Origin of the sequence: Vibrio ezurae NBRC 102218, assembly GCF_000467185.1 — a bacterium.
Lineage (GTDB): Bacteria > Pseudomonadota > Gammaproteobacteria > Enterobacterales > Vibrionaceae > Vibrio > Vibrio ezurae.
On the sequence record NZ_BATM01000009.1, the window covers coordinates 71261 to 97655 of the forward strand.

Annotated in this window: 22 protein-coding genes; 7 read left to right on the plus strand and 15 right to left on the minus strand. The window is 43.2% G+C overall.

The window, feature by feature from the left end:
- Positions 1 to 6 precede the first annotated feature (6 nt).
- Entirely contained in the window at positions 7 to 1278 is a 1272-nt protein-coding gene (locus tag VEZ01S_RS05415; protein ID WP_021713005.1) for a YeaH/YhbH family protein, read from the minus strand.
- Between the two features lie 136 nt (positions 1279 to 1414).
- Complete coding sequence (locus tag VEZ01S_RS05420; protein ID WP_021713006.1) at positions 1415 to 3349, minus strand: PrkA family serine protein kinase; 1935 nt, start codon at positions 3347 to 3349, stop codon at positions 1415 to 1417.
- Between the two features lie 256 nt (positions 3350 to 3605).
- Between VEZ01S_RS05420 and VEZ01S_RS05425 the strand changes: the two genes are divergently transcribed.
- The gene (locus tag VEZ01S_RS05425; protein WP_439654004.1) at positions 3606 to 4295 is read left to right on the plus strand and encodes a MipA/OmpV family protein; all 690 of its coding nucleotides are present in this window, start codon (positions 3606 to 3608) and stop codon (positions 4293 to 4295) included.
- Positions 4296 to 4362: 67 nt separating this feature from the next.
- Here VEZ01S_RS05425 and VEZ01S_RS05430 read toward each other — a convergent pair whose 3' ends face one another.
- The 5 genes from VEZ01S_RS05430 to VEZ01S_RS05450 form a co-directional block, all read right to left on the minus strand.
- Complete coding sequence (locus tag VEZ01S_RS05430; protein WP_021713008.1) at positions 4363 to 4863, minus strand: YfbU family protein; 501 nt, start codon at positions 4861 to 4863, stop codon at positions 4363 to 4365.
- Positions 4864 to 4938: 75 nt separating this feature from the next.
- Positions 4939 to 5673 (minus strand): pyruvate formate lyase 1-activating protein, encoded by a 735-nt coding sequence (gene pflA / locus VEZ01S_RS05435; RefSeq protein ID WP_021713009.1) that lies wholly within the window; start codon positions 5671 to 5673, stop codon positions 4939 to 4941.
- 128 nt (positions 5674 to 5801) lie between these two features.
- Complete coding sequence (locus VEZ01S_RS05440; protein ID WP_021713010.1) at positions 5802 to 6806, minus strand: lipid A deacylase LpxR family protein; 1005 nt, start codon at positions 6804 to 6806, stop codon at positions 5802 to 5804.
- A gap of 354 nt (positions 6807 to 7160) precedes the next feature.
- Positions 7161 to 9437 carry a formate C-acetyltransferase gene (gene pflB / locus VEZ01S_RS05445; RefSeq protein ID WP_021713011.1) on the minus strand — a complete coding sequence of 759 codons (2277 nt, stop codon included), beginning with the start codon at positions 9435 to 9437 and terminating at the stop codon, positions 7161 to 7163.
- Between the two features lie 330 nt (positions 9438 to 9767).
- Positions 9768 to 11309: a DUF3360 family protein gene (locus tag VEZ01S_RS05450; RefSeq protein ID WP_021713012.1), complete on the minus strand. Its 1542-nt coding sequence runs from the start codon at positions 11307 to 11309 to the stop codon at positions 9768 to 9770.
- A 611-nt stretch (positions 11310 to 11920) separates the two neighbouring features.
- On the opposite strand from VEZ01S_RS05450, the gene VEZ01S_RS05455 reads away from it, so the two are divergent.
- The 4 genes from VEZ01S_RS05455 (at position 11921) to VEZ01S_RS05470 (ending at position 15131) form a co-directional block, all read left to right on the plus strand.
- The gene (locus VEZ01S_RS05455; protein WP_021713014.1) at positions 11921 to 12691 is read left to right on the plus strand and encodes an ABC transporter ATP-binding protein; all 771 of its coding nucleotides are present in this window, start codon (positions 11921 to 11923) and stop codon (positions 12689 to 12691) included.
- Between the two features lie 63 nt (positions 12692 to 12754).
- Positions 12755 to 13531 (plus strand): ABC transporter substrate-binding protein, encoded by a 777-nt coding sequence (locus tag VEZ01S_RS05460; protein ID WP_021713015.1) that lies wholly within the window; start codon positions 12755 to 12757, stop codon positions 13529 to 13531.
- 170 nt (positions 13532 to 13701) lie between these two features.
- On the plus strand, positions 13702 to 14442 hold the full coding sequence (locus VEZ01S_RS05465) for an ABC transporter permease (RefSeq protein WP_021713016.1): 741 nt from the start codon (positions 13702 to 13704) through the stop codon (positions 14440 to 14442).
- Positions 14443 to 14447: 5 nt separating this feature from the next.
- Positions 14448 to 15131: an ABC transporter permease gene (locus VEZ01S_RS05470; RefSeq protein WP_040890255.1), complete on the plus strand. Its 684-nt coding sequence runs from the start codon at positions 14448 to 14450 to the stop codon at positions 15129 to 15131.
- Between the two features lie 74 nt (positions 15132 to 15205).
- Here VEZ01S_RS05470 and xthA read toward each other — a convergent pair whose 3' ends face one another.
- The 5 genes from xthA to dinG are packed head-to-tail and all read right to left on the minus strand — an operon-like array spanning position 15206 to position 19628.
- Positions 15206 to 16012, minus strand: coding sequence for an exodeoxyribonuclease III (gene xthA, locus VEZ01S_RS05475; protein ID WP_021713018.1), 807 nt, complete (start codon positions 16010 to 16012; stop codon positions 15206 to 15208).
- Positions 16013 to 16041: 29 nt separating this feature from the next.
- Positions 16042 to 16203: a pleiotropic regulatory protein RsmS gene (rsmS, locus tag VEZ01S_RS05480; protein ID WP_021713019.1), complete on the minus strand. Its 162-nt coding sequence runs from the start codon at positions 16201 to 16203 to the stop codon at positions 16042 to 16044.
- Complete coding sequence (locus VEZ01S_RS05485; RefSeq protein ID WP_021713020.1) at positions 16203 to 16751, minus strand: primosomal replication protein; 549 nt, start codon at positions 16749 to 16751, stop codon at positions 16203 to 16205. The genes rsmS and VEZ01S_RS05485 overlap by 1 nt, the downstream gene beginning before the upstream one ends.
- 10 nt (positions 16752 to 16761) lie before the next feature.
- On the minus strand, positions 16762 to 17541 hold the full coding sequence (locus tag VEZ01S_RS05490; RefSeq protein WP_021713021.1) for a sulfite exporter TauE/SafE family protein: 780 nt from the start codon (positions 17539 to 17541) through the stop codon (positions 16762 to 16764).
- A 17-nt stretch (positions 17542 to 17558) separates the two neighbouring features.
- Positions 17559 to 19628, minus strand: a complete 2070-nt coding sequence (dinG, locus tag VEZ01S_RS05495) for an ATP-dependent DNA helicase DinG (RefSeq protein ID WP_021713022.1) — start codon at positions 19626 to 19628, stop codon at positions 17559 to 17561.
- Positions 19629 to 20172: 544 nt separating this feature from the next.
- On the opposite strand from dinG, the gene VEZ01S_RS05500 reads away from it, so the two are divergent.
- Both VEZ01S_RS05500 and glgA read left to right on the plus strand, forming a co-directional pair.
- Positions 20173 to 21189, plus strand: a complete 1017-nt coding sequence (locus tag VEZ01S_RS05500) for a porin (protein ID WP_021713023.1) — start codon at positions 20173 to 20175, stop codon at positions 21187 to 21189.
- 317 nt (positions 21190 to 21506) lie between these two features.
- The gene (glgA, locus tag VEZ01S_RS05505) at positions 21507 to 22955 is read left to right on the plus strand and encodes a glycogen synthase GlgA (protein WP_021713024.1); all 1449 of its coding nucleotides are present in this window, start codon (positions 21507 to 21509) and stop codon (positions 22953 to 22955) included.
- 81 nt (positions 22956 to 23036) lie between these two features.
- On the opposite strand, the gene purB is transcribed toward glgA, so the two are convergent.
- The 3 genes from purB to mnmA form a co-directional block, all read right to left on the minus strand.
- On the minus strand, positions 23037 to 24407 hold the full coding sequence (gene purB, locus VEZ01S_RS05510; protein ID WP_021713025.1) for an adenylosuccinate lyase: 1371 nt from the start codon (positions 24405 to 24407) through the stop codon (positions 23037 to 23039).
- A 140-nt stretch (positions 24408 to 24547) separates the two neighbouring features.
- Positions 24548 to 25165, minus strand: coding sequence for a high frequency lysogenization protein HflD (hflD, locus tag VEZ01S_RS05515; protein WP_021713026.1), 618 nt, complete (start codon positions 25163 to 25165; stop codon positions 24548 to 24550).
- Positions 25166 to 25182: 17 nt separating this feature from the next.
- The gene (gene mnmA, locus VEZ01S_RS05520) at positions 25183 to 26313 is read right to left on the minus strand and encodes a tRNA 2-thiouridine(34) synthase MnmA (RefSeq protein ID WP_021713027.1); all 1131 of its coding nucleotides are present in this window, start codon (positions 26311 to 26313) and stop codon (positions 25183 to 25185) included.
- Positions 26314 to 26395: the final 82 nt, after the last annotated feature.

A 26395-nucleotide genomic window follows, 5' to 3' on the forward strand; every position in this document is an offset into this window, starting at 1 on the left:
ATTCCCTTAACTGCGCTCTTTTTGAAACAGCTCTCTAAATACAGGGAAAATGTCCTCTACCGTTCGAATATTCTTCATCGCAAAGTTATCGTATTCTTGTTCTAATTTTTCATATTCATGCCACAACGATTGATGGCTTCTACGAGTGATTTCAATATACGAGTAGTATTGGCAGATGGGCAGTAGTTCCTCGGAAAGGAGTTTTTTACAGCGTGGTGAATCATCAGCCCAATTATCACCGTCAGATGCTTGCGCGGCGTAGATATTCCATTGATGGGTGGGGTAGCGCTCTTTGACGATATCGTCCATCAGTTTCAAAGCACTCGACACAATCGTACCACCGGTCTCCTGTGAGTAGAAAAACTCTTGCTCATCCACTTCCTTTGCTTGAGTGTGATGGCGAATAAACACCACTTCAACGTTTTCATAAGTGCGGTTTAAGAACATATACAACAAGACATAAAAGCGTTTTGCGATGTCTTTTGTGGCTTGATCCATCGATCCTGACACATCCATCAAGCAAAAAATAATGGCTTGGCTAGAAGGGATTGGGCGCTTCTCGTAGTTTTTGTATCTTAGATCAAAGGTATCAATAAACGGCACGCGTCGTAGGTTTTGACGAAGCTCTTCGATTTGCAGTTTAATGTCTTTTTCAGCCAAAGGTTTGGCGGGTTCATGCTCTTTTAATTCGGCAAGTTGTTGCTCTAGCTCATTGAGTAGACGTTTTTTGCCAGCAGACATTGCGGTGCGTCTTGCTAAAGATTGTCTTAATGAGCGAATGACTGAAATATTGGAAGGTATACCTGCGGTTTGATAGCCCGCACGATGAGTTTTCCACTCGGTAATTCGATTCACTTGTTTTTTTTGCAGATTGGGCAGTGCTAAGTCTTCAAATAAAATATCCAAATACTCATCTTTAGAAATTTGGAAAATAAACTCGTCTTGGCCTTCACCGTCAGCGCTGGCATCGCCTTCACCTGAGCCTCCGCTGCCACTGCCATTAGGTGGACGCTCTACTTTATCACCGCGGACAAACTGGTCATTTCCTGGGTGTACTTTTTCTCTTAACCCCCCTTGTCCTTGATGGAAGGCCGGTTCTGATATATCCCGTTTTGGCAGTGTGATATCTTCGCCACTCTCAGTATCTGTGATCGAACGATGATTGACAGCGTCTGATACCGCTTCTTTTATTTTTTGTTTATGGCGGCGAATAAAGCGTTGTCGATTGACAGTGCTTTTGTTCTTACCATTGAGTCTTCGGTCAATAAATTGAGCCATTCGCTACCCCTATCACTCCTGTTAGGGTGATGTTCGTATGACGCTTGGCATACGAACTTCCCTGGGCTACAGCCTGCTACTGTATTTGTTTGCTGTGCTACTCGTAATGTTTGTGCACAGGTATCGCTATGAGTGGTTATGAGGACTTGCGAACTCGTAAATACCACTCTGAAAGCAAACGAACTTGTTTTTCGGTATAGCCTTTTTCCATCATCCTTGCCACAAAATCGTCGTGCTTTTTCTGATCATCGGTGGATGTCTTGGCATTGAATGAGATAACGGGCAGTAACTCTTCGGTATTAGAGAACATCTTTTTCTCAATCACGGTGCGCAACTTCTCGTAACTGGTCCACAGCGGGTTAGTACCTCCATTATTTGCTCTGGCGCGCAGAACAAAATTAACGATTTCGTTACGAAAATCTTTTGGATTACTGATACCTGCTGTTTTCTCTATCTTCTCCAGTTCTCCGTTTAGAGAAGAGCGGTCAAATAGTTGTCCGGTTTCTGGGTCTCGATATTCTTGATCTTGAATCCAAAAGTCGGCATAGGTGACATAGCGGTCAAAGATGTTCTGTCCATATTCAGAGTAGGACTCTAAATAGGCAGTTTGAATTTCTTTACCAATAAACTCTACGTAGCGCGGCACTAAGAAGCCTTTTAAAAACTCTAGGTAGCGTTCAGCTTGTTCAGCTGGAAATTGCTCACGTTCTACTTGCTGTTCTATCACATAAAATAGATGGACAGGGTTTGCAGCCACTTCGGTTTGGTCAAAGTTAAAGACGCGCGATAAAATTTTGAACGCGAAACGGGTGGAAAGTCCGGACATGCCTTCGTCCATCCCGGCAAAGTCTTTATATTCCTGATGGCTTTTGGCTTTAGGATCGGTGTCTTTGAGCGTCTCACCGTCATACACGCGCATCTTACTAAAAATAGAGGAGTTCTCTGGCTCTTTTAGACGAGATAAAATACTAAATTGTGCCAGCATATCTAACGTGCTTGGCGCGCAAGGTGCATTGGACAGTTCACTGTTTTCTAATAGCTTATCGTAGATTTTCACTTCTTCGGACACGCGCAGACAATAAGGAACTTTAACGATGTAAACCCTATCAAGAAACGCCTCGTTGTTTTTATTGTTGCGGAAGGTTTGCCATTCAGATTCATTGGAGTGAGCGAGAATCATGCCGTCAAAGGGTAGGGCAGAAAGACCTTCCGTACCGTTAAAATTCCCTTCTTGTGTCGCGGTAAGTAAGGGGTGCAACACCTTGATTGGCGCTTTAAACATCTCTACAAATTCCATTAGACCTTGGTTTGCTTTACAGAGTGCGCCAGAGTAACTGTAAGCATCGGGATCGTCTTGTGAATAATGCTCAAGCTTACGGATATCAACTTTACCGACTAATGAAGATATATCTTGGTTGTTCTCATCACCGGGTTCGGTTTTGGCAATACCGGTTTGATCTAATATAGAGGGGCGTAATTTGATGACTTTAAATTGCGAAATATCACCGCCAAATTCATGCAAACGTTTTGCCGCCCACGGAGACATAATGGAACGCAAATAACGTCTATCAATGCCATACTCGCTGCGTAACACCTCGGCGTCTTCGCTAGGATCAAACAGGCAGAAGGGGTGGTCGTTAACCGGGCTTCGTTCACCGTTTGCAGAGAGAACATAGATTGGCTGTTGTTGCATTAATGCTTTGAGTTTCTCTGCAATGGACGATTTACCCCCTCCGACAGGACCAAGGAGGTAAAGGATTTGTTTTCGTTCTTCCAAGCCTTGCGCTGCGTGTTTCAGATAAGAAACGATTTGCTCTATGGCATCTTCCATACCATAGAAGTCTTTGAATGTTTCATATCGGGCGATAACTCTGTTGGAGAAGATACGACTTAAATGAGGGTCAAGCGCGGTATCGACAAGTTCAGGTGTGCCAATGGCATGTAATAGGCGCTCAGCAGAGTTGGCATAGGCCATTTTATCTTCACGACATAAAGATAAAAACGCTTGGATGGAAAGCTCTTCTTCCTTTGCAGCTTCGTATCTGTGCTGAAAATGTTCAAAAATACTCATAACAAAAATCCCCTTTAAAATGTTATAAGATTCACGTGTTTCAATACGCTTACCCTTTTATAAGATTAGTCATGAAAAATAGGTTTGCTTGAAATATCAGTGGTTTTTGTATTTGATGGCTAAAATAAGTATTCATATGTGTGTATGATGGCGCGAGATTCGACAGTTAGTAATACCTTAATGTAGGGGGAGATGGTCAGTGAAGTGGTTGAAGTTGGCTTTGGCAGCGGCAGTTATAGCGACACCCAGTGTAGCAATGGCAAGATGGTCATTGGGGGTGGGAGCGTCTTATTCGCCTGAGGTTTATAAAGATACCCGCGCGAATAAAGTAGTGATTCCGATTATTGGGTATGAAGGCGATCACTTATACCTTAGAGGGTACGATGCCGGATACAGTATCTGGAAGCAGGATTCGCCACATAACTTAGTTTTCCGCTTAGCCTATGACCCAAGAACGCTGAAACCGTCTGATTCTGACGACCCTATTATTCGTCAGCTTGATCGACGTAAAAGTACTGCCCTTGGCGGAATAACGTATCAATACATCAACCAAGAGCTGGGTAAGGTTGAATTTACGCTAGCGGGAGATGTGATGGGGGTACACGATGGTTTATATGCAGAAACCGTGTATAAAAAGCCATTCCAAAGCACAAGATGGCAACTGACACCGTCTATTGGTTATGCATGGAACTCATCGAAGTTGAATAATCACCTCTACGGCGTATCACAAGAAGAAGCTAACCGTATCTCCGGAATAGACGCTTTTTCTCCTGATGGTGACGGACAATTCTTTGTTGGCTTAAGTGGTATGTTTTACCTAAGCAGACATATTGTGGCCATGGCGAGTGGACGTTACACGAATTTGGAAGGGGATTTAGAAAAGAGCCCAATACTGCATAGCACGGACTCTTTTAGTTTCATGACTGGACTTGTGTATACCTTTTAAGGCTTAGCCTTTGGGCTTTGGTATCTAAATAAGAACGTTATTTTAGATGCCAGAGCCAAACCGTCTCTTATGCGTTGAAAATCTGAGTGATTTCCGTTGCACATAGGTGATACTGACGAGGGCAGTTGCGCCATGTTGTCAGCATACGGCGGTATTTGTCCAGCATTGGCATTTGACTGTTGAAGTGGTGATTCGCTTTATCAAATTGCGGGTATAGGCCTTCAGACTCAGTCAAGAAGCGAACGTAATTTACAAGGCTTGCTTCTGTAGCGATATCAAAGCCTAGGAACATCAAGCGACGCTTGTCTACATTTGCTTGCTCAGACGCTTGCAGTACGTTGAACGATTCTTGCATTGCATGGTACATCTCCATGATGTCGATCACTTCACGACATTCAGTTTCGCTGATAGAACCAAAGTCTTTGTCTAGTTCACGCATTTGCAAGCCGTAGCCACGCTCTACGATGGTTTGTAGTCTTTCGTATTTGTCTTGGTTTTCAGGAGAAAGCTTTGACATTAAGTAGTATTGGTTCGAAAGGATCAAACGCTGTGCGTTGGTCATTTCCATAAATAGTTTCCCTTATCTTTTTGATGTTTGCGTAAGTTTGTCCAACAAACCGCAGTTTGCTGGACAGTCGCAAGATTAGTATTTAACTACGTCGGTATATGTTTCTAGAATGCTAACAATGTTGTCCATTGTTTCTTTAGAAGGCGGTTGTGTCCCTTCTAATGGGTAGTCGTAGCCCAATGCTTCCCACTTATGAGCGCCGAGCTTGTGATAGGGCAATAGCTCTACTTTTTCGATGTTGTCCATATCCTTGATAAAGTCGCCGAGCATATGAACCGCTTCGATATCATCGGTATAACCTGGAACCACAACATAGCGGATCCATGTTTTCTTACCGATTTTGTGAAGGTAGCGAGCAAAATCTAGGGTACGCTTGTTTGATACACCAATAAAGTCATGGTGTATTTCATCTTTCATATGTTTGATATCAAGCATAACGAGGTCTGTTGCATCGAGCACTTCGTCAATTAAGTCCGTGTGCTTACGAACAAATCCATTCGTATCCAAGCAAGTGTGAATACCTTCTGCTTTAGCTGCACGGAAAATATCACGTACAAACTCAGGTTGTAGCATCGCTTCACCGCCAGAGCAGGTAATACCACCACCAGATGCATTCATAAAGTGACGATAAGATTTTGCTTCTGTGATGAGTTCCTCTACAGATATTTCTTTGCCACCATGAGTATCCCATGTGTCACGGTTGTGGCAGTACATGCAGCGCATCATACAACCTTGTAGGAATACGATAAAACGAATTCCAGGACCATCAACTGTGCCACATGACTCGAATGAGTGAATTTTACCTTTCATAGATGTTCTCAATTCTAACGTTTCAAGACTCAGATAAGTGTATTACAAACACAGGGTATAACCTAGACTAGAGTTGAGATATTGGCTTTCTAATTCGTCGAACTGTATGAAATGACAGCAATGGGGAATTAAAACAACCAGAAAAAAGCCAATGACCCATTGGTATGCAGTGGGTTTTGATCTTCTTTGTAGTCAGGGGTTTTGCTTGATATGGCTAAACTCGCCCCCCAGCCTTGATAATATCCGGTGAGTCCGATCGTTGCAGTACCTTGAATAGGTTGAACTTCGTCCGCGGTAATTCCGTCGTCGGGACGTTTGCCATCAATGGTGATGTCATTAAATCTCAATCGTCCTTCTATTCCCGAGAACAGATACCAACCGCGGTTGCCACGAATGATAAGGCTTGGGTCTAAGGTGGACTCGTTGCTGACTCGGGCGCTGCCAAAGCTATCTTGCAACTCTGTTCCCCAGCGCCACATAGCGCCCGCTGCCACTTCACTTTTGTAGGTACCTGCAAGTACGCGAACCGGCGTGGTGATTTCATGAGAGGTCGAGTTATTAAAAGGGGATTGATACCATTTATCGGTTCTGTGGTAGCCAAGGTTGAACACCAATTGATTACTTATTTGATTGTGCCATCCCTTTGGCTCGGCGGATTTTATTAACCCATGAACGTATTTTTGCGACTCTTCGGCATAAGCATTAGGACCGACAGTGCCGAGCAATAAACTGTAGTGATTGATCACCGAGGGAGAAATGGAATACAAACTCGACGATAGGTAGAGCAATCCTGCATAAGGTCGTTCATCTAAGATAGGGTTTGGGTTTTCAATATCTTCTGGCGTCCACATTTTTTGCCCGATTTTGATGTTGAACTTATGCACCTTTCCGTGACTTGAAGTCGCACTAAAATGGCGACCAGGAAGAGAGTCGAAAAAGCCGTTGGGCTGAATATCGAATGAATCCGAATATGAGAGGAATAGACCGTTCGTATAGTCCTTGTCTGTGGTCAGTATGCTGTCGTTATCGATGCCGAAATTAATCGACCTATTGGGGGATGCTGCGGATAAATGTGGGCTGGCCACAAGTAGCGTAGGAACCACGAAATATTTAATCAGTGAGTAATTGGCCATATAACTCCATATCTGTATCAACATCCTGTTGAAGCAACAAAACCCATTTGAATCGATTGTTAAGCGGTTAATGGGTATTTAACAGAGCAAGTCTGTTCGTTGCACAGTACCAATTTTATGAAAGAATTCAGGCTATTATATCGGATATCTGCTTGTTAAAGATAGGTGTTATTGGTGTGTATTTTGTAAGTAAATTGTAAATGATGGTAAAGAAGTTAGGGCTCGAGAGCGAACTTTCTACACGGCAGAAATACACGTTTTATTACTGCCTAGTTAGTAGGGAAGTATAGACAAAAAAAACCTCGCCGAAGCGAGGTTTTTATATTACACGTTACTGACTATATAAGAGTTAACTTATAGAGACTCAGTAAATGTACGAGCGATAACGTCTGCTTGTTGTTCAGCTGTTAGAGAGTTAAAACGTACAGCGTAACCCGATACACGGATAGTTAGCTGAGGGTATTTCTCTGGGTGCTTAACTGCGTCTTGTAGAGTTTCGCGGTTAAGAACGTTAACGTTAAGGTGTTGACCACCTTCAACAGCAGTTTCATGGTGGAAGTAACCATCCATTAGACCAGCAAGGTTAGCACGTTGGCTGCTTTCTTCTTTACCTAGAGCGTTAGGAACGATAGAGAAAGTGTAAGAGATACCGTCTTGTGCATCAGCAAATGGTAGTTTACCAACTGAAGTTAGAGACGCTACAGCACCTTTCTCGTCACGACCGTGCATTGGGTTAGCACCAGGAGCAAAAGGAGCACCTGCTTGACGACCATCTGGAGTGTTACCAGTTTTCTTACCGTATACCACGTTTGAAGTGATAGTAAGAATAGACTGAGTAGGGATAGCATCACGGTAAGTGCTAAGCTTACGGATTTTGTTCATGAATGTAGAAACAAGTTCACATGCGATGTCATCAACGCGTGCGTCGTTGTTACCAAATTTAGGGTAGTCGCCTTCGATTTCGAAATCGATAGCTACGCCATTTTCGTCACGAACTGGTTTAACTGTAGCGTATTTGATTGCTGATAGTGAGTCAGCTGCAACAGAAAGACCTGCAATACCACATGCCATAGTACGTTTAACGTCACGGTCATGAAGAGCCATAAGAGCTGCTTCATAGCTGTATTTGTCATGTGAGTAGTGAATTGCGTTTAGTGCAGTCACGTATTGTGTAGCCAACCAATCCATGAAGTGGTCCATACGATCCATTAGGTCATCGTAGTCTAGAACTTCATCAGTGATCTTAGGCATTTCTGGGCCAACTTGAGCTTTAGACTTCTCATCAACACCACCGTTGATAGTGTAAAGCATAGTTTTAGCAAGGTTAGCACGAGCACCGAAGAACTGCATTTGCTTACCAACAACCATTGGAGATACACAACAAGCGATTGCGTAGTCATCAGACTCTAGGTCAGGACGCATTAGGTCATCGTTTTCGTACTGGATAGAAGAAGTATCGATAGATACTTTAGCACAGAAACGTTTGAAGCCGTCAGGTAGTTGCTCAGACCAAAGAACAGTGATGTTTGGCTCTGGAGAAGGACCCATAGTGTATAGGCTGTTTAGGAAACGGAAGTTAGTACGTGTAACTAGTGTACGTCCGTCAAGACCCATACCACCCATTGATTCTGTAGCCCAGATTGGGTCACCAGAGAACAATTCATCGTATTCAGGAGTACGTAGGAAACGAACCATACGTAGCTTCATTACGAAGTGGTCAATCATTTCTTGAGCTTGCGCTTCAGTGATTTTACCAGCCGCGATATCACGTTCGATGTAGATATCTAGGAAAGATGAAGTACGACCAAGAGACATAGCCGCGCCGTTTTGAGATTTAACAGCTGCTAGGTAACCGAAGTAAGTCCATTGGATTGCTTCTTGTGCAGTTTGTGCAGGCTCAGAGATATCGAAGCCGTAAGACGCTGCCATTTCTTTGATTTGACCAAGAGCACGATGTTGCTCTGCAAGTTCTTCACGAAGTTGCATAGTCATTTGAAGGTCTTCGCCCTTTTCAAATTTCTCTTGTAGAGAAGTGAATTGAGCTTTTTTGTCCTTCATTAGGAAGTCCATGCCGTATAGAGCGATACGACGGTAGTCACCAATGATACGACCACGGCCGTAAGCATCTGGAAGACCAGTTAGAACGCCAGATTTACGACAAGCTAGGATTGAAGGAGTGTAGATATCGAAAACACCAGCATTGTGTGTTTTACGGTATTCGCTGTAGATTTTTTTCACTTCAGGATCTAGAACGCGATCGTAAGCTTTACAAGAACCCTCGATCATGCGGATGCCGCCGTTCGGGATTAGAGCACGCTTAAGAGGCGCTTCAGTTTGAAGACCAACGATTGTTTCAAGATCTTTGTTGATGTAACCAGCGTCATGAGACGTGATGGTAGAGATAACAGAAGTATCGAAATCTACAGGAGCGTGGGTGCTGTTCTCTTGCTTGATGCCTTCCATAACTTTAGCCCAAAGCGTATTAGTTGCTTCAGTACCTTCAGTTACAAGAAAAGACTCGTCGCCTTCAAACGGTGCGTAGTTCTTTTGAATGAATTCACGAACGTTAACTTCGGTTTGCCAGTTACCTTCAGCGAAACCTTCCCAAGCTTTAGCAAATTGCTCTGCCATGATGTACCTACCTTATTAGTAGCAAAAATACGTGCCGTCCCACTACCCAAAATTGGCTAGCTAAGTGTCGTCATTGACACAGCACACTTAAGATTAATAACAATGTGGATTAAACCACTATCGACTAGTGCTTATTCATATTGTTACTTATAACCCTCAAAAATAATTATAAGTTTTAAACTAAATTAATAAAAGGGTTTTTTTGAAATCTTTGTAACCAAAATCCGATCGTTTTTCTCAAAGTACTCATGATGTGTAGTCGAGTTTAGAGAAGTAATCAAATTTCGTGGTGAAAAAAAGGGCAGTGCCTGAGCACTACCCTTAATAGAATTATAGGAACGCTTTCAAACCGTACTGCGGCTCTAGCATACCCACTGCCAGCATTGCCACTAGACAGATAACAAACACACTTACAGGGATGATGATTTTATCAAGGAATGATAGGCGCTCAGCACGCTCTTTATCACCAATTAGACCATTGTTATCTAAGAACATAGTCAGTGCCCATGCAAGTACAGGGTTCGTTACGATAGCAGCAAAGATACAGATACCTGCAGCTTGTGAATCTTTTGTTTCACGAACCATTTGCATACCTGCTTCAAGTAGCGGTAGGAATACACCTACTAGCAGAGCGATACGCATTACTGGAGGCCATACTGCGATATCCATAGGGAAACCTAGGATTGCAACCACAATACACATTAGACCAAGTAGGATTGCACCACCTGGGATAGGGCGTTTTGCGATAGCCGCAGGAATCATGTACGTACCCCAAGAAGAAGTGATGTTACCACCACCAACAGCAGTACCTACCATCTGACGGATAGAACACATAGTCATAGTGTCATCAACGTCCATAAGTACTTTTTCAGTTTTCTTAGGATAGTTGAGTTCTTGGAAGATACGGTGACCTAGGAAATCTGGAGACCACATAGCAACCGCTAGAATCGCAAACGGTAGTGACGCAATAAAGTGTTCTACATTAGGAAGACCTAATTGCCAACCTTGTTCAGTGCTGCCCCACCAGTAAACAGGGTTTAGATTTGGTAGACCCATATGTGTTTCGAAAGTGAGGTCGAAGCCAGCACCAAGTCCAAGCGCAATTAATAGACCAGCAATGGCACAAACAGGAATCGCTAACCAACGCATGCCAATTTTTGCAAGGTATGCATAAATCGCAATGTTGATACCTAGAACCACTAAACCAACGTAACCTAGGCTACCTGCAGCAACGTTTGCTGACTCAAGACCGACAGCCCAAGATTGGATATCACCAATCTGACTCATGGTCCCGGAGAAGCCAAGGAACATTAATAAGCCGCCAGCGGTACCTTCCGAGGTCAGATTGACCAGTTTGGAACCCCCTTTAAGGAAGCTCAGAATAAGACCGAACACACCAATTAAGATAGCCAGAGCTAGTGGGTGAGCACCCGCTAGTGCAATAGAACCGATCAATGGGATCATTGGACCGTGGTTACCGGCCAAGTTGGCACGTGGATTCACAAACCCAGAAGCGAGTACACAAAATAGAAGGGCAGGGATTAGCATCTCAACACGTGCGACTTCAATCGCGAACTCTTTACCTAAATGTACGTGGTCCCATGCGTGTGTTAGACCATCAGCCCAAGACATCATAACAGCAGAGTACATTGCAATAATGCCGATAGTACCCGCTAGAGCTGGAACTAAGTCTTCTAGTTCGAAGCGAAAATCACGACCAGGTAAGTTTAAACCAAAGCGACGTGGCTTCATGATTTGAAGTTCATGATCTAAGTAATCAGATCGAGTGGCGAATTCTGAGGCTGGTTTATGCAGTTCTGAATAGCTTTTTTCTTCAGCATCAGACGGCTTGTTGTTGGCAGCGTCGGACATAGTATCCTCGTTAGGTGGAAGTAAAAATTAATCTAGTGTAGTCAAATATTTCGCGCGCATTATTCTGCGCCGCGCTAATTTCGCATATTTATTGCGATGTAGCACGTAAATATAGGAAATAAATTAGGCGAAAATTTGAAAAGTACTGATTAAATTTGAATTTGTTGGCTGAGTGTAACAAGGCTATCACGTTGAGCAATTGATCTTGATCAGTTAATGAAAACTACTGATACAAAAGATTTATAGGGTTTAGATTAGGCAGAATATGTAATTTACTATTCATTAACTTGCATCCATTTTCTGTCTATTTGATTGAGCGAAACCGTAAAAAAAGTGTGCGGTAACGTAAGGGGAGTAAAAGTGAACGCTTGTTATCTTGGTGTAAATATAAGGTGACTTTTGTGTATTTTCATTTACATTTATAGGTGGATAAGATGCTGTTATTTGTACATTTATTTGATTTATATAATACAAGGTAAATATATAGGCATGGGTCGTGACTAAATATCCCAAAAAGTCACTCAGTTAGGTCATTGCTAATCCGTTTTGCAAATGATACCTTTCTTCCATCAACACAGGCTGACATTAGGATTACGGGGAGAACTAAGCGCATGACGGAAGTATCCGCGCTCACTATCAACAATTTGCATAAAACTTTTGGGCAAAATGAAGTACTAAAAGGTATCTCACTAGAAGCTTACAAAGGTGATGTAATTTCTATAATCGGCAGCTCTGGTTCTGGAAAAAGTACTTTTTTACGGTGCATTAATTTACTCGAAACTCCGACAAAAGGTGAGATTTGGGTTAATGGCGAACTTATTGAGATGAAAAACAATCGTCTTGGTGATGCCATTCCTTGTAACGCAAAACAAGTTCAGCGTATTCGTTCACGTCTAGCAATGGTGTTCCAAGGTTTTAACCTGTGGTCACACTTAACGGTTTTAGAAAACGTAATAGAAGCGCCAGTACACGTATTAGGTGTTCCAAAAGCGCAGGCGATTGAAAAAGCCAAGCAGTTGTTACAAAAAGTAGGGCTCTACGAAAGGAAAGACTACTATCCCGGTCATTTATCGGGTGGACAACAACAACGTGCCGCTATTGCGCGTGCGTTAGCCGTTGATCCAGAAGTGATGTTGTTCGATGAACCGACCTCGGCACTTGACCCTGAATTAGTCGGTGAAGTTCTTGGCGTAATGCGTGATCTTGCTGAAGAAGGACGTACCATGCTAGTGGTTACTCACGAAATGGCGTTTGCTCGAGACGTATCCAACCATGTGATGTTTTTGCATCAAGGTCTGGTTGAAGAGCAAGGGGACCCTGCTAAGCTGTTTACTCACCCAGAGTCTGAACGACTAAAGCAATTTATTTCATCAATTTACTAACGAAGTGCTTTTAAGCGCTCATTTAAACACAACAAAAAACACCAAAATCACAGGAGTATGGATATGAAAAAGTGGTTACTAGCCGCAACATTAGCGGCCACAGCACTTTCAGGTTTTGCACAAGCCAAGGATTGGAAACAAATTCGTTTTGCGGTTGAAGGTGCTTATCCTCCATTTAACAAAACAGAAAGTGACGGTACTTTAAGTGGTTTTGATGTCGATATCGCCCACGCACTTTGTAAAGAGATGGAAGTAAAATGTGTGCTAGTTGCTCAAGACTGGGATGGCATGATTCCTTCTCTTCTAGCGCGTAAGTACGATGCAATCGTCTCGGGAATGTCTATTACAGAAGAACGCAAGAAAAAAATCGATTTCACTAATAAATATGCCCTTGTTCCTAACAAGTTTGTTGCGAAAAAAGGCGCTCACCTAGACTTCTCGAAAGACGGTCTTAAAGGGGTGAAAATTGGTGTGCAACGCGCGACTACGCATGACAAGTACTTAACTGAGAACTACGCAGGTGAAGTTGAAGTTGTCCGTTATGGTTCTTTTGATGAAGCATATCTAGACCTTGCAAATGGTCGTATCTCTGCAGTATTAGGGGATGCCACGGCACTGGAAGAAGGTGTACTTAATTCAGCTGATGGTGACAAGTATGAGTTTGTAGGTCCAACAATGACCGATCCTAAATGGTTCGGTGAAGGTTTTGGCATTGCAACTCGTAAGCAAGATAAAGATCTTACTGAAATGCTAAATAAAGCTATCCTTGCAATACGTGCAGACGGTACTTATAAGAAAGTTCAAGACAAGTACTTCAAGTTCGATGTATACGGCGAATAAGCAAGTTTAGTTCGTTAAAAAACAATAGCCCGAGAGATCCTTTCTCTTGGGCTATTGACATTAATTTTGTTCATAATGTTTTGTATAAACATGAATCGTTAAAGCATTATGCACAAAAACATGTCATCAATGAGGTGATGAGATAACCATGATAGAGTTTAAAAAGAATTATGTTTGATTTGCAGGGTTATGAAGCCTCAATTTTAAACGGAGCTTGGCTAACATTGCAGGTAGCTTTGCTATCGTTATTGTTCGCCGTTGTATTGGGCATGCTTGGGGCATTAGCGAAATTGTCTTCGTTTCGTGTTTTACGCGGTATAGCCACCCTCTATACCACCATCATACGTGGTATTCCTGATCTTGTATTAATGATGCTGATTTTCTTCGGCGGCCAAATCCTACTCAACAACAGTTTATATGCGGTCAACGAATGGATAAATAACTATTTTACGGCTAGCGATCCTAGTCATGAATGGGTGTCATACCTTCCGGATTATATAGATGTTAGCCCTTATGTTGCGGGTATATTGACGATAGGGTTTATCTTTGGCGCGTACATGGCCGAAACCTTCCGTGGCGCTATCATGGCGGTAGACAGCGGAGAGTTAGAAGCGGGTAAAGCGTACGGCATGAGCCCAGTATTATCATTTCGACGCATTCTTTTGCCACAGATGATTAGACACGCGCTGCCCGGTTTTGGTAATAACTGGTTAGTACTGTTAAAGACCACAGCTTTGGTTTCTATTATCGGTTTAGAAGATATGGTGCGCGTTAGTTCACTGGCGGCAGGCACAACAAAGATGCCGTTTACTTTCTACATGGCCGTTTCCATTATTTTCTTAATATTCACCGCAGTGTCGACAGGATTATTGAAACTTGTTGAACGTAAATTCAGCATTCAAGCGAGGTAATGAGCGTGGATTTTTCAATTATCCTCGATAGTATCGATGTTTATATCGAAGGGTTATATACCACAGCGTGGTTGGTCGGCTTGTCTTTGATCATGGGGATTTGTATCGCCATTCCTTTGGCCATTGCGCGAAACAGTAAAAATTGGTTTTTTGTGGCTCCAACTTGGTCATTTATTTACTTCTTCCGTGGCACGCCATTATTGGTCCAGCTTTACCTGATTTATTACGGTATGGACCAATTTTATCCAGTAAAAGATACCTTGTGGGAAAACGCATGGTTTTGTGCCTTAATCGCTTTTGTATTAAATACATCGGCCTACACATCTGAGATCATTCGTGGCGCCATTAATGGCTTACCGAAAGGGGAAGTGGAGGCAGCGAAAGCGTACGGCATGAGCCCATTTGCTACCTATCGTCGTATTATCTTACCGAGTGCGTTACGTCGCGCTTTACCTGCATACAGTAACGAAGTGATTTTTATGCTTCATGGTTCAGCGGTCGCAGGTATTATTACTATTCTTGATTTAACAGGGGCCGCGCGATTGGTAAACTCTCGTTACTATGCACCTTTTGAAGCGTTTTTAACGGCTGGCTTATTTTATATGTGCCTAAGCTTTATTATTTTATTCACCTTCAAGAATTTAGAGAAACGATTCTTGGCGTATCTTCGTCCCCTTGAGTCGAAATAAATAAGGTAAAATAAAAAACCGAATCTCTAGAGATTCGGTTTTTTATTATCTAGCCCATCTAAATGACCATTGTCTTACTGAAAGGTTGCCCATATTGGGGCATGATCTGATGGCTTCTCGATGCCACGTAATTCATAATCCACTTCCGATTCAGTGCACTTAGCGGCCAAGCTTGGCGTTGCAAGTACAACATCAATGCGTAATCCGCGGTTGTCAGGAAAACCTTTTGAGCGGTAATCAAACCATGAGAAACGGTCGTTAACTTCAGGTTGTAGCTTTCTAAAGGTATCTTCAAAGCCCCAATCCATTAGTGTCTTCAGCCACTCGCGCTCTTCTGGCTGGAAAGAACACTTGCCGGTTTTCAGCCAACGTTTACGATTTGGCTCTCCGATACCAATGTCTAAATCAATCGGACTAATATTAATGTCGCCCATAACGACTAACTGTTCATCGCTATTATGGTGAGTGGTTAAATAGGTCATGAGATCTTTATAAAATTGGCGTTTATAAGGGTATTTAGTCTCATGCGCGATGTTATCGCCTTGTGGGAAGTAACCATTTAGAATAGTGACAGGTTGCCCCGCTTCGTCTTCTACAGTCACCATGATCATACGCTTTTGGTGATCTTCGTTGTCCGTTGGAAAGCCTTTTTGTACAGAAATAGGCTCTTTTTTACAAAGCATCGCGACACCATAGTGTGCTTTTTGTCCGTGATGATAGACTTTGTAGCCCATGGCTTCCACGTCTTCGATAGGGAAGGCTTCGTCGTGAACTTTTATTTCTTGTAAACCGATCACATCTGGTTGATGTTTGTCGATAATGGCTTGAAGTTGGTGAAGTCGGGCTCTTAGGCCGTTAATGTTGAAACTGATGATTTTCATTCTGTCATTCCATTGGAGCGGGTCGGTGATTAGGTTTGGCGTTGTTTTGCAAGTAGATCGTTTTTGACTATCTCAAGTGCTGACAATGCAGTGTCGATATCAACCTCGTTCGACTCAAATAAATAGATAAGGTCAACCGCAAGCTTAATATCATCGGGTGCATCGTCTAAAGGAGAAGTTGGTTCACTCATTACTGATGTTGCTCTTTATAGGTGATTTGTTTTTCAATTTTTATGATGGCATCGCGACAGCGCTGCAAACGTTGCTCTGCGGTCAATAGTGCTTGCTGAGCTTGTCCTTGGTTAAACCCAAGGGCATTGTCTAACGCACGCTGCCGATCAATGACCATTTCCATTAACTGTCTTTCCCATTCTTTATGTTTCGCTAAATCTTGGTAAAACGCGTTGATGGGTTTTCGATAATAACTTTTGTGCTTTGGCTCATCTTTCCTAAAGTGTGCAGTAGAGAGCTCACGAGTAATCGCGCTGATTTGGGAAAGCAAACGCTCTGATAAATATTCAGCTCGCTCTTTAGTCAATCGTCCGTGTTGCTGTTCTCTTACGATAGACTCATAGGTAGAAGTCGCTTCTAGTACACAAGGGTGTAATAACTTAGAGCGACAGTTAAATAAGCTACTATCAAATAAGGCTTGATGATGTTCACCGCGCTGTTTATCAAGTTGTGTAGCGCTGTGTGACATCTGAGCAAGTTTTTCGGTTAACTGTGAGAATTGACTCATTGATATAACCTTATAGGGCGACAAACCAAGCGTTATAAGCCAGTTTGACAGCAAGGATTGTGACGACAGTGATGAATACTGGTCGAATAAACTTCGCACCAAAACGAATGGCAGAGTGAGCACCAAAGTAGGCGCCTAGCATTAAACAAAATCCCATAGTTAACCCCAGCAACCAATCAATATGGCCTAAATAAGCGAACATGATGAGTGAAGTAAAGTTACTGGTGAAATTCATGGCTTTTGCGAGACCTGACGCCAATAAAATGTTTAGACGGTACAGTGCCATGCTGCTCACCGTCCAAAATGCGCCTGTACCAGGGCCCGCCATGCCATCGTAGAAACCTAAACTAAAACCTTGCGTGACTTGAGTCAGGTTGTGTTTGGTACTGGGTTTAGGCAACAGATTGTTATTGGCGTCCGGCGTTTTATAAAAAATAGTATATAAGGCTGCCCCCAAAATAATTAACGGCAGACCTTTTTCAAGCCATTCGGTCGATATTGAGTCAACAAATAGAGTGCCACAGGTGGCGCCAACCAAGGTTGCAATGAAAGTGGGCAACCAAAGTCTTGGTTTAAACAGCTTCTTTTTGTAATAAGTAAACGCTGCGGTCGAAGAGGCAAATGACGCTGCAAGTTTATTGGTACCCAGTGCAATATGCGGAGGCAGTCCAATAGAGAGTAGGGCCGGTACGGTCAGCATACCGCCGCCACCTGCGACTGCATCAATAAAGCCCGCAACAAATGCGACGATTGCTAACACGAGCAACATGCTTGGTTCTATGTATTCCATTGAGTATTGAATTAATCCTAGTCGATACGTCGTTTAAAGGGAGGCAATGAATCTAACAGTGCTTTTCCGTAGCGCTTGGTCACAAGACGGCGATCAAAGATGACCACTTTACCAGAATCTTGCTCTTTTCGCAGTAACCTACCGACGGATTGAATGAGCTTTTTGCTGGCCTCAGGCACGGCGATTTGCATAAACGGATTTCCACCGCGGCTTTCAATATATTCAGCATGCGCTTCTTCTACCGGAGAGGTAGGAACAGCAAAGGGAATTTTAGTAATAATTAAGTTCTCTAAGAGATTACCGGGTAGGTCGAGTCCTTCTGAAAAGCTGCCTGTACCAAATAAAATACTGGTTTTACCGTTTTCAATGGCCTTTTTATGGTTTTTTATAATTTCTATGCGAGAACTATCCCCTTGAACCTGTAACTGCCAGCCTTTTTTGGTGAGTTCAGTTTGCATCGCATCCGCGACTTGGTTCATTTGCCAATAAGAGGCGAATAACACTAAATTGGCTTTATCAGGAACCAGCCAATGAATCAGTTCTTTGCTTAAATAATCGGTAAATTCGGGCGCCTGAGGCTCATACTTGGTCTTTGGCACAATAAGCTCTGCATTTTCCTGATAATCAAACGGAGAAGCCAATGCCAAAAATTGAGTGCCTTCGTCTTTATTGTAGCTAACCCCACTTTGCTGACAAAAGAAGTTAAATGAATTGAGTGCTCGGAGCGTAGCGGACGTTAAAACCGCGCCTACGCATTTGCTCCATAACTGCTGATCAAGGGACCAACCCACTTCTAACGGTGACACACTGACGACAAAATCAAGCTCTCTTTCAGGGTTAGTTTCAATCCAGCGGGCTAGGGGAGCCCCTTTATCTCGTGAAGGCTCAGCCATCAAATTCCAGACTTTCGCTAGGTTTTCCAATCGTTGTAAGAAAAAGCCAGCTTCCGCAAGGGCGGGTTCGGCTAAGCGAGGGGAAACTTCACCTTCTTTTACTCTTTCACTGATAAGATCCGTGATTTTGGCCAGTGCTTGCGCGGCTTTGGTACACACGGTTTTCAGTTCTTTACTTTGTTCAACTAGCCACTGTGGCAATTCGCCATGCTCAAAACGAAGTCTATTTTCTTTAAAACCGGCCGGGTCAAGCTGACGTGCTACGTTATTCAAGCTGGGAATAATTTCACTAATGCCGTTTTGTAATTCGGTAAGAAAGCGGTCGACGCGTTTTGGATCTGCCAGTGAAGATATTTTGTTGCTGTTTTTATTTAGTGTTTCCAGCCATGCAGCTGCGCCTTTAAGACTGGCAGAAGCGGAGGAATGGTCTCGAGCTACTTTCGGTAAATGATGAGCTTCATCAAATACATAGATGGTATTTTCCGGCTCAGAAAGAATGACACCGCCCCCAAGGTCTAGATCAGCCATGACTAAACTATGATTAGCAATCACCACATCGGCTTTATCTAACTCCGAGCGAGCTTTTTGAAATGGACAGCCACGATGCGCTGGTAAGCCATTGTTGCAGCTGTGTTTATCGCTGACGATACTTTGCCAAACGTCATCTTTAATGGGTTTTGGCCATGAATCACGGTCGCCATCCCATTTGTTTTCGCACAATGCTTTATACATTCGTTCAAGCAGCTGTATATCGGACTTCTTAGGCTTTGTTTCAAACATAGCGATTTGTCCATCATCAGCGCCGGAAGCCGCCGCCAGTTTTTCGGCGCAGCAGTAGCGCTGACGACCCTTTGCCAAAATAAAGGAAAACTCAAAATCCACCAATCGGCGATACAAAGGTAAATCTTTGTTGATGAGCTGCTCTTGTAGGGCAACCGTCGCCGTGGAAATGACTACTTTGCGGTTATTAAATTTGGCGACCGGAATAGCGGCCATTAAATAGGCCAGTGATTTCCCGATACCAGTACCTGCTTCGGCAACGATTAAACGGTTACTTTTATGGTAATCACCACAGAGGGTTTTTGTGATCTCTGCGACCAAGTAATTTTGTGCTCTACGGGGAATAAAGTTGTCCAGTTGATGATGCAGATTTTTGTAACTGTGGCGTATTGCTTCTTGGATTTTATGATTCATTTTTGTTCAGACAGTGACATGCTAGCGCCATAATAGCACAACTATAGAAGGGGAAAACGCTCTCAATGAGTGTCGAGTGATAAAGAATGTTAGTGATCTTTGTCACAAAAATATCAATAGAGATGGCAGTCTTAAAAACTTCATATTTTAAGTTTTAATTGTTGCCTTGCAGTAATAAGTACTTTCGATGTGAAACTTAATGGCTACTCATTAATATAAAATCCCATAAATTGCATTATATTTGAAAGTTAATATTGCGAAAATCAATATTTAAAGAGTTGTTAAGTCTGTGCGTTCCAAGCCCGCAAAAATGTGAATTAATAGGTTGAAAGTTCACATCTATATGATTTTAAAGAGGTTTTATGTTTTTTGTTATTGATTTAGGTTGTGTTGACACTGCTTTACAAACATTGCAATGTAGCAACACTTTCAAAGGGGAAGCAGATACGAAGATATCTCGCCTTTTGGATGATTATAAAAATAACTAAATAAACTTAAAGAATCGCATAGGGTTCGAGTTAAAGGAATAAGGACGTAAATTAACATGAAAAAAACACTATTAGCACTAACAGTTGCTTCTCTAGCTGCAACTTCTGTTAACGCTGCAGAAATCTATAAGTCTGAAGATGGCGCTGTAGACTTTTACGGTCAACTTCGTCAAGAGCTTAAGTTCCTAGATGGCAATGATCACGACGCAACTCTAAGCTCAGGCTCTTCACGCGCTGGTGTTCAAGGTCACTACGCTGTAACTGATTCACTAGACGTTATTGGTCTAGTTGAGCTAGGTGTGGGCGATAGCGATATCACTAACCGTCAACACTATGTTGGTCTTTCTGGTGACTTCGGTACATTAGAATTTGGTAAGCAGTGGACTATCTCTGATGATGTATACGGTGCTGATTACTCTTACTTCTTCGGTGGTTCTGGTCTTCGTTACGGTACTCTTTCTGGTGCAGGACACGATTCTCAAATCCAATACAAGTTCGACGGCGACGCAGTTTGGTTTAAAGCTGCTTGGGGTCTAAACGAGAGTGACTCTAACCAAGATCTATACGAAGTATTTGCTGGTACAGCGTTTGGCGACCTAGCTCTACACGCAGGTGCTGGTTACAACCGTGACCGCAACCATGACGTAGATGGTACTGATACAGACCTTTCAAACACGTACGCTGAATTCACAGCAGAATACACTCTTGGCGACTTGTTACTAGGTGGTACGTACTACTGGGCTCAACTTAAAGCTGAGCAAGGTTCTGAGAAAATCAACGAGAACTCAATCTCTTTGGCTGCTAAGTACCAACTAGTTGAGAAAACAGCACTATACGCTGGTTACGAATACACAATGCAAGAAGCTGACGTAGCTGACTTCGATGAAAGCGGTACTGTTATCTACGCTGGTGTTGAGCACAAGTTCAACTCTTGGTCTCGCGTATACGCTGAGTACGGTTACGGCGACGGCACAACTCTTGGCTACAACAACCAAGGTTCAAACACTACTGTTGCAGCAACTCAAGCTGACGGCGCTAGCAACTTCGCTATCGGTGCTCGTTTCTACTGGTAATCACTAGTAGCAAAACACTTTATTTCCAATGCCCAGCCTAGTGCTGGGCATTTTTGTATCAAGGTGTTCCATATTGTTGGTCGCGTGGTAGGTTTATCGGTTTTATTATTATTTATTTAATAAAATTCAATGACTTAAAGGTTTTTCATTATTTAACTATTCAATAATAATTTGAGTAAAATTCACCCTCCAATAGTCCTTCATATTCGCGCAATCGATTGTTTTTTATGTTAAAGTTGCCTAGAAATGATGCGAATCAAATCGACCAAAACCAGAAGCTGTGAACAGCTCAAATGAAGAATAGGATTTCCCCCACAATGTCACAATTAAAAGTTTGGTTTACCGTCTCCGAAGCTGAAGGATTAGTAAAAAGCGGAGGCTTGGCTGACGTAGGTAAGGCGCTACCCAAAGCGCTACAAAATTTAGGTTCGGACATCGCGATTGCGATTCCGGGTTATACAAAGTTGCCTAACTTTGAGCAGAGCCCAGTGGTACTTTCCACGACATTAGATCACTTCCCGCACACACCGTATCAAGTTCGCCAACTTGAATTAGATGGCGTTCCTGTCTATGCGTTTGAATGTGCGAAATATTACGATCGTCCCGAATTATACGCTGAGCGCAACGAAGCGTATGCCGACAATGGTGAGCGCTTTGCTTTCTTTGCTGCGGCCAGTTTAGATGCGCTGCCAAAGTTAAACATCAAACCTGATGTCATTCATGCCAACGATTGGCACACGGGTTTAGTCCCTTTTCTGTTAAAAACGCGTTTTGCGAATAACGAGTTTTATAAAGACATTAAGAGTGCGCTTACTGTGCACAATGCGTTGTTTAAAGGTATCTACTCGTACAATGAAGTGAGCATTATTCCTGAATTGACTCAAGTGGATAGCAGTTCTGTGAACTACGGTGACGATTGCATCAGTATGCTACGTGCCGGCATTCAATACGCTGACAAAGTCAATGCGGTGAGCCCTAATTACGCAGAAGAGCTAAAGACTCCGCTAGGCTCACACGGACTGGTCAATGATTTTGTCTCCCGTTCGGCTGATTTTTGTGGCATCGTTAATGGCTGTGATTACAGTGAGTGGGATCCTGCCACTGATCAATATTTGGTTAAGAAGTTCAAACCAACTAAAGCCAGTTTTAAAGCGGGTAAAGCGGCCAATAAATTGGCACTACAGCAAGAGTTTAGCCTTCCTGAAGCAAAACTGCCGATGTTTGGTATGGTGTGTCGCTTAACTCATCAAAAGGGCTTCCACTATATTCTGCCGATTCTTGAGCGTTTCTTAAGAAATGACGTACAGTTGGTCATTATCGGTACGGGTGATCCGTCAATTGCCGCTCAGCTTCGTGAAGTGTCTGAGCAATACCGCGATAAATTTGCCTTTATTGAAGCGTACGACAACCGTTTGGCTCACTTGGTTGAAGCAGGTTCGGACTTCTTCCTAATGCCGTCTGAATTTGAAGCCTGTGGCTTGAATCAGATCTACTCGATGGCATACGGCACACTACCGATTGTACGTAGCGTCGGCGGACTAAAAGATACCGTGAACGATTACGACACTGATCCAAGTACCGGTACTGGTTTTGCCTTCCGCGAACCAACAGCTGAAGAGCTACTGATTTGTATGCAGCGTGCATTGATCATGTATCTGCAACAGCCAAAAGAGTTTGCTGAAGTACAACTGCGCGCAATGAATCAAGATTTTGGTTGGGATATTGCAGCAGGTAAATATATTGAGATGTTCAAGAGCGCTTTTTAGGCGTCATTTCAATAGATGAAAAAAAACCTGAATCTGTAAAAGATTCAGGTTTTTTGTTTTTAGAGGCTATAACAAATTAAATTATAGCTTGTCCGTTAGCTCTACAGCTTGACCGATGTAGTTCGCTGGCGTCATCTCTTTAAGGCGTGCTTTTTCTTCTTCTGGAAGTTCAAGACCGTCAATAAAGTTGCGCATAGCTTCGCCATCAACACGTTTACCACGAGTCAGCTCTTTTAGCTTCTCGTATGGCTTTTCGATGCCGTAACGACGCATCACCGTTTGTACAGGTTCTGCTAATACTTCCCAGTTCTTGTCTAGCTCAGTCAGCAGTGCATCAGCGTTAATTTCTAGTTTGCTAATACCTTTTAGGGTAGACGTATAAGCGATGATTGCATAGCCAACACCCACACCTAGGTTACGAAGTACAGTTGAGTCTGTTAGATCGCGCTGCCAGCGAGAGACAGGCAGTTTTTGTGCTAAGTGACCGAACACAGCGTTGGCAAGACCAAGGTTACCTTCAGAGTTTTCAAAGTCGATAGGGTTCACTTTATGCGGCATGGTTGAAGAACCAATTTCGCCAGCAATGGTTTTTTGCTTAAAGTGACCTAGCGCGATGTAGCCCCAAACGTCACGATCAAAGTCGATCAAAATGGTGTTAAAACGAGCAATCGCGTCAAACAACTCAGCGATGTAATCATGAGGTTCGATTTGTGTGGTGTATGGGTTCCAAGTTACGCCTAGAGATTCAGTGATGAACTCTTGTGCGAACTGATGCCAATCAACACTTGGGTAAGCAGAAAGGTGAGCATTGTAGTTACCTACTGCGCCATTTACTTTACCTAAAATTTCAACGCTTTCGATTTGCTTGTATTGACGCTCCATACGGTACGCCACGTTGGCCATTTCTTTACCCATAGTAGATGGAGAAGCTGGCTGACCGTGTGTACGAGATAGAAGAGGGATGTCGCGGTATTCAACAGCAAGTGCTTTGATGGCATCGATGATGTTTTTGATTTCAGGAAGAATCACAGTTTCACGTGCTTCTTTAAGCATTAGAGCGTGAGAAGTGTTGTTGATATCTTCTGAAGTACAAGCGAAGTGGATGAACTCGTTTACAGCGTGAAGCTCAGGTACACCCGCTACTTTCTCTTTAAGGAAGTATTCAACCGCTTTAACGTCGTGGTTGGTGGTGCGCTCGATATCTTTGATGCGCTGTGCGTCTTCTTCATTAAAGTTTGCCGCTACATCATCAAGGAATTGGTTCGCTTCTGCGCTAAACGCAGGTACTTCTGCAATTGCATCAGTTGCTGCAAGCTTTTGTAGCCAGCGAATTTCAACGATAGTACGGTACTTTAGGAGGCCATATTCACTAAAGATGCTACGTAGTGCAATGGTTTTACTTCCGTAACGGCCGTCTACTGGTGAAACAGCAGTCAATGCTGACAGATCCATGTTGTTCTCCCGAGTTGAGTTTCTAAATTTTGTGAGGTTTATACCAGTAACAAACCGAATTGTCACTAGTATTGCGCAAACGTTTGCGTTAATTTTCTTTAATCAAAAAAATGAGCTCGCGACAATGCGCGAGCTCATCATTAAATTCGTGCTAAAAGTATTTCGGCTTGCTGTACCATTTTCTTGCGACCGAAGACTAAGTGGCGACGTTTACCACCGACTTGACGCCAAAGTACTGCGCTACGAATACCAGAAAGAAGTAGGGCGCGCACTTTGCTTTGTACTGCAGGTTGTTGAAGCATAGCTGGGTTGCCAGTGACTTGAATGCGAGGTCCAATCGGGCTAATGACATCCAAATATACGCTGGCAAGGTTACTGATCATTTGCTCTTCAAAAAGATCAAAGTGCTCTGATTGTCGCTCAATTTGATGAATGCGGTCACCTAGCTGAGACATGGCATCACGACGTTGACTTAGCTTACGCTCTAGTGCCATAAGGCTAATGATATAGCGAGTTAATTCGTTGCCAGTGACTGAGCTATCCAACCCTTTGGCTAAGCATTCAAGACCGAGTTTAAGATCTCGCTCATGACCAAAGACACCGATAGTGTCCGCAGGGCTGGTGTTAGTGATTGCTGCTATAGATGTTTCAAAAGCAGCAGAATTACAATGTCCGTCTTTTGCCACTTGTTGAACTAAAGCGACAGCTTGGCAAATGCCAGCAAAAGCGATGGTACGGTCATAATTTGTGTTTGCCACTTAAGAACTCCTTTATCTTATGCTTTGATTCTTTTCTCAATAATACCGCCACCTAGACAGTCGTCTCCTAAATAAAAGACCGCAGATTGTCCTGGTGTAACAGCGACTTGTGGCTCATCAAAAATCACTTTAATGTTTTCATCGTCCACAGGAATAATGGTACATGGAATATCGGTTTGGCGATATCTTGTTTTTACCGTACAGGTCATAGGTTCACTAATTGGCTGGCGATTTACCCAGTGAAGTTGCGAAGCAAATAGCCCTTCAGACTTCAATAGTGGATGATCAGCACCTTGCACCGCAATCAACACATTACGTTTTAGATCTTTTTCAGCAACATACCACGGGTCTTCGTTACCACCGCCGCCTTTTTGGCCGCCAATGTGTAGGCCTTTACGTTGACCAAGAGTGTGGTACATCAAGCCCATGTGTTCGCCAATGACTTTACCTTCCGGCGTTTCAATGTTGCCCGGCTGTGCTGGCAAATAGCGAGATAGGAAGTCGGTAAATTTGCGCTCACCAATAAAGCAGATACCGGTTGAGTCTTTCTTCTTGGCAGTGACTAACCCTTGCTCTTCCGCGATGCGGCGAACTTCTGGTTTTTCGATATCGCCCACAGGGAATAGGCTACGACCCACTTGCTCATGGCTTAACGTGTAGAGGAAATAGCTTTGGTCTTTGTTGCCATCAAGTCCACGTAGCATGCGAGGTTTTTCACCGGCTGCGATTTCTTCGGCGCTTGGGAACGTGCGACGCACATAGTGACCCATTGCAATGTAATCAGCATCGAGCACTTCATCGGCAAATTCCAAGAAAGCTTTAAATTTGATTTCTTTATTACAAAGGATGTCTGGATTAGGGGTGCGACCGGCTTTGTATTCTTCTAAGAAGTACTCAAAAACATTGTCCCAGTATTCGGCAGCAAAGTTAATGGTATGCAGATGAATGCCTAGTTTGTCACAGACCGCTTGCGCATCGGCAAGATCTTCTGCGGCTGTACAATACTCTTCGTTGTCGTCTTCTTCCCAGTTTTTCATAAACAGGCCTTCAACTTGATAGCCTTGTTGTTGAAGAAGATACGCAGAGACAGATGAGTCAACGCCACCGGACATGCCGACGATGACTTTCTTTTGGCTGTTGTCAGACATTCAAAAATACCACTAAATAAACACGGTCGCACATTCTACCAGAAACAAAGCGAGTGTGACAGTTCAGCGATATCAATCACAC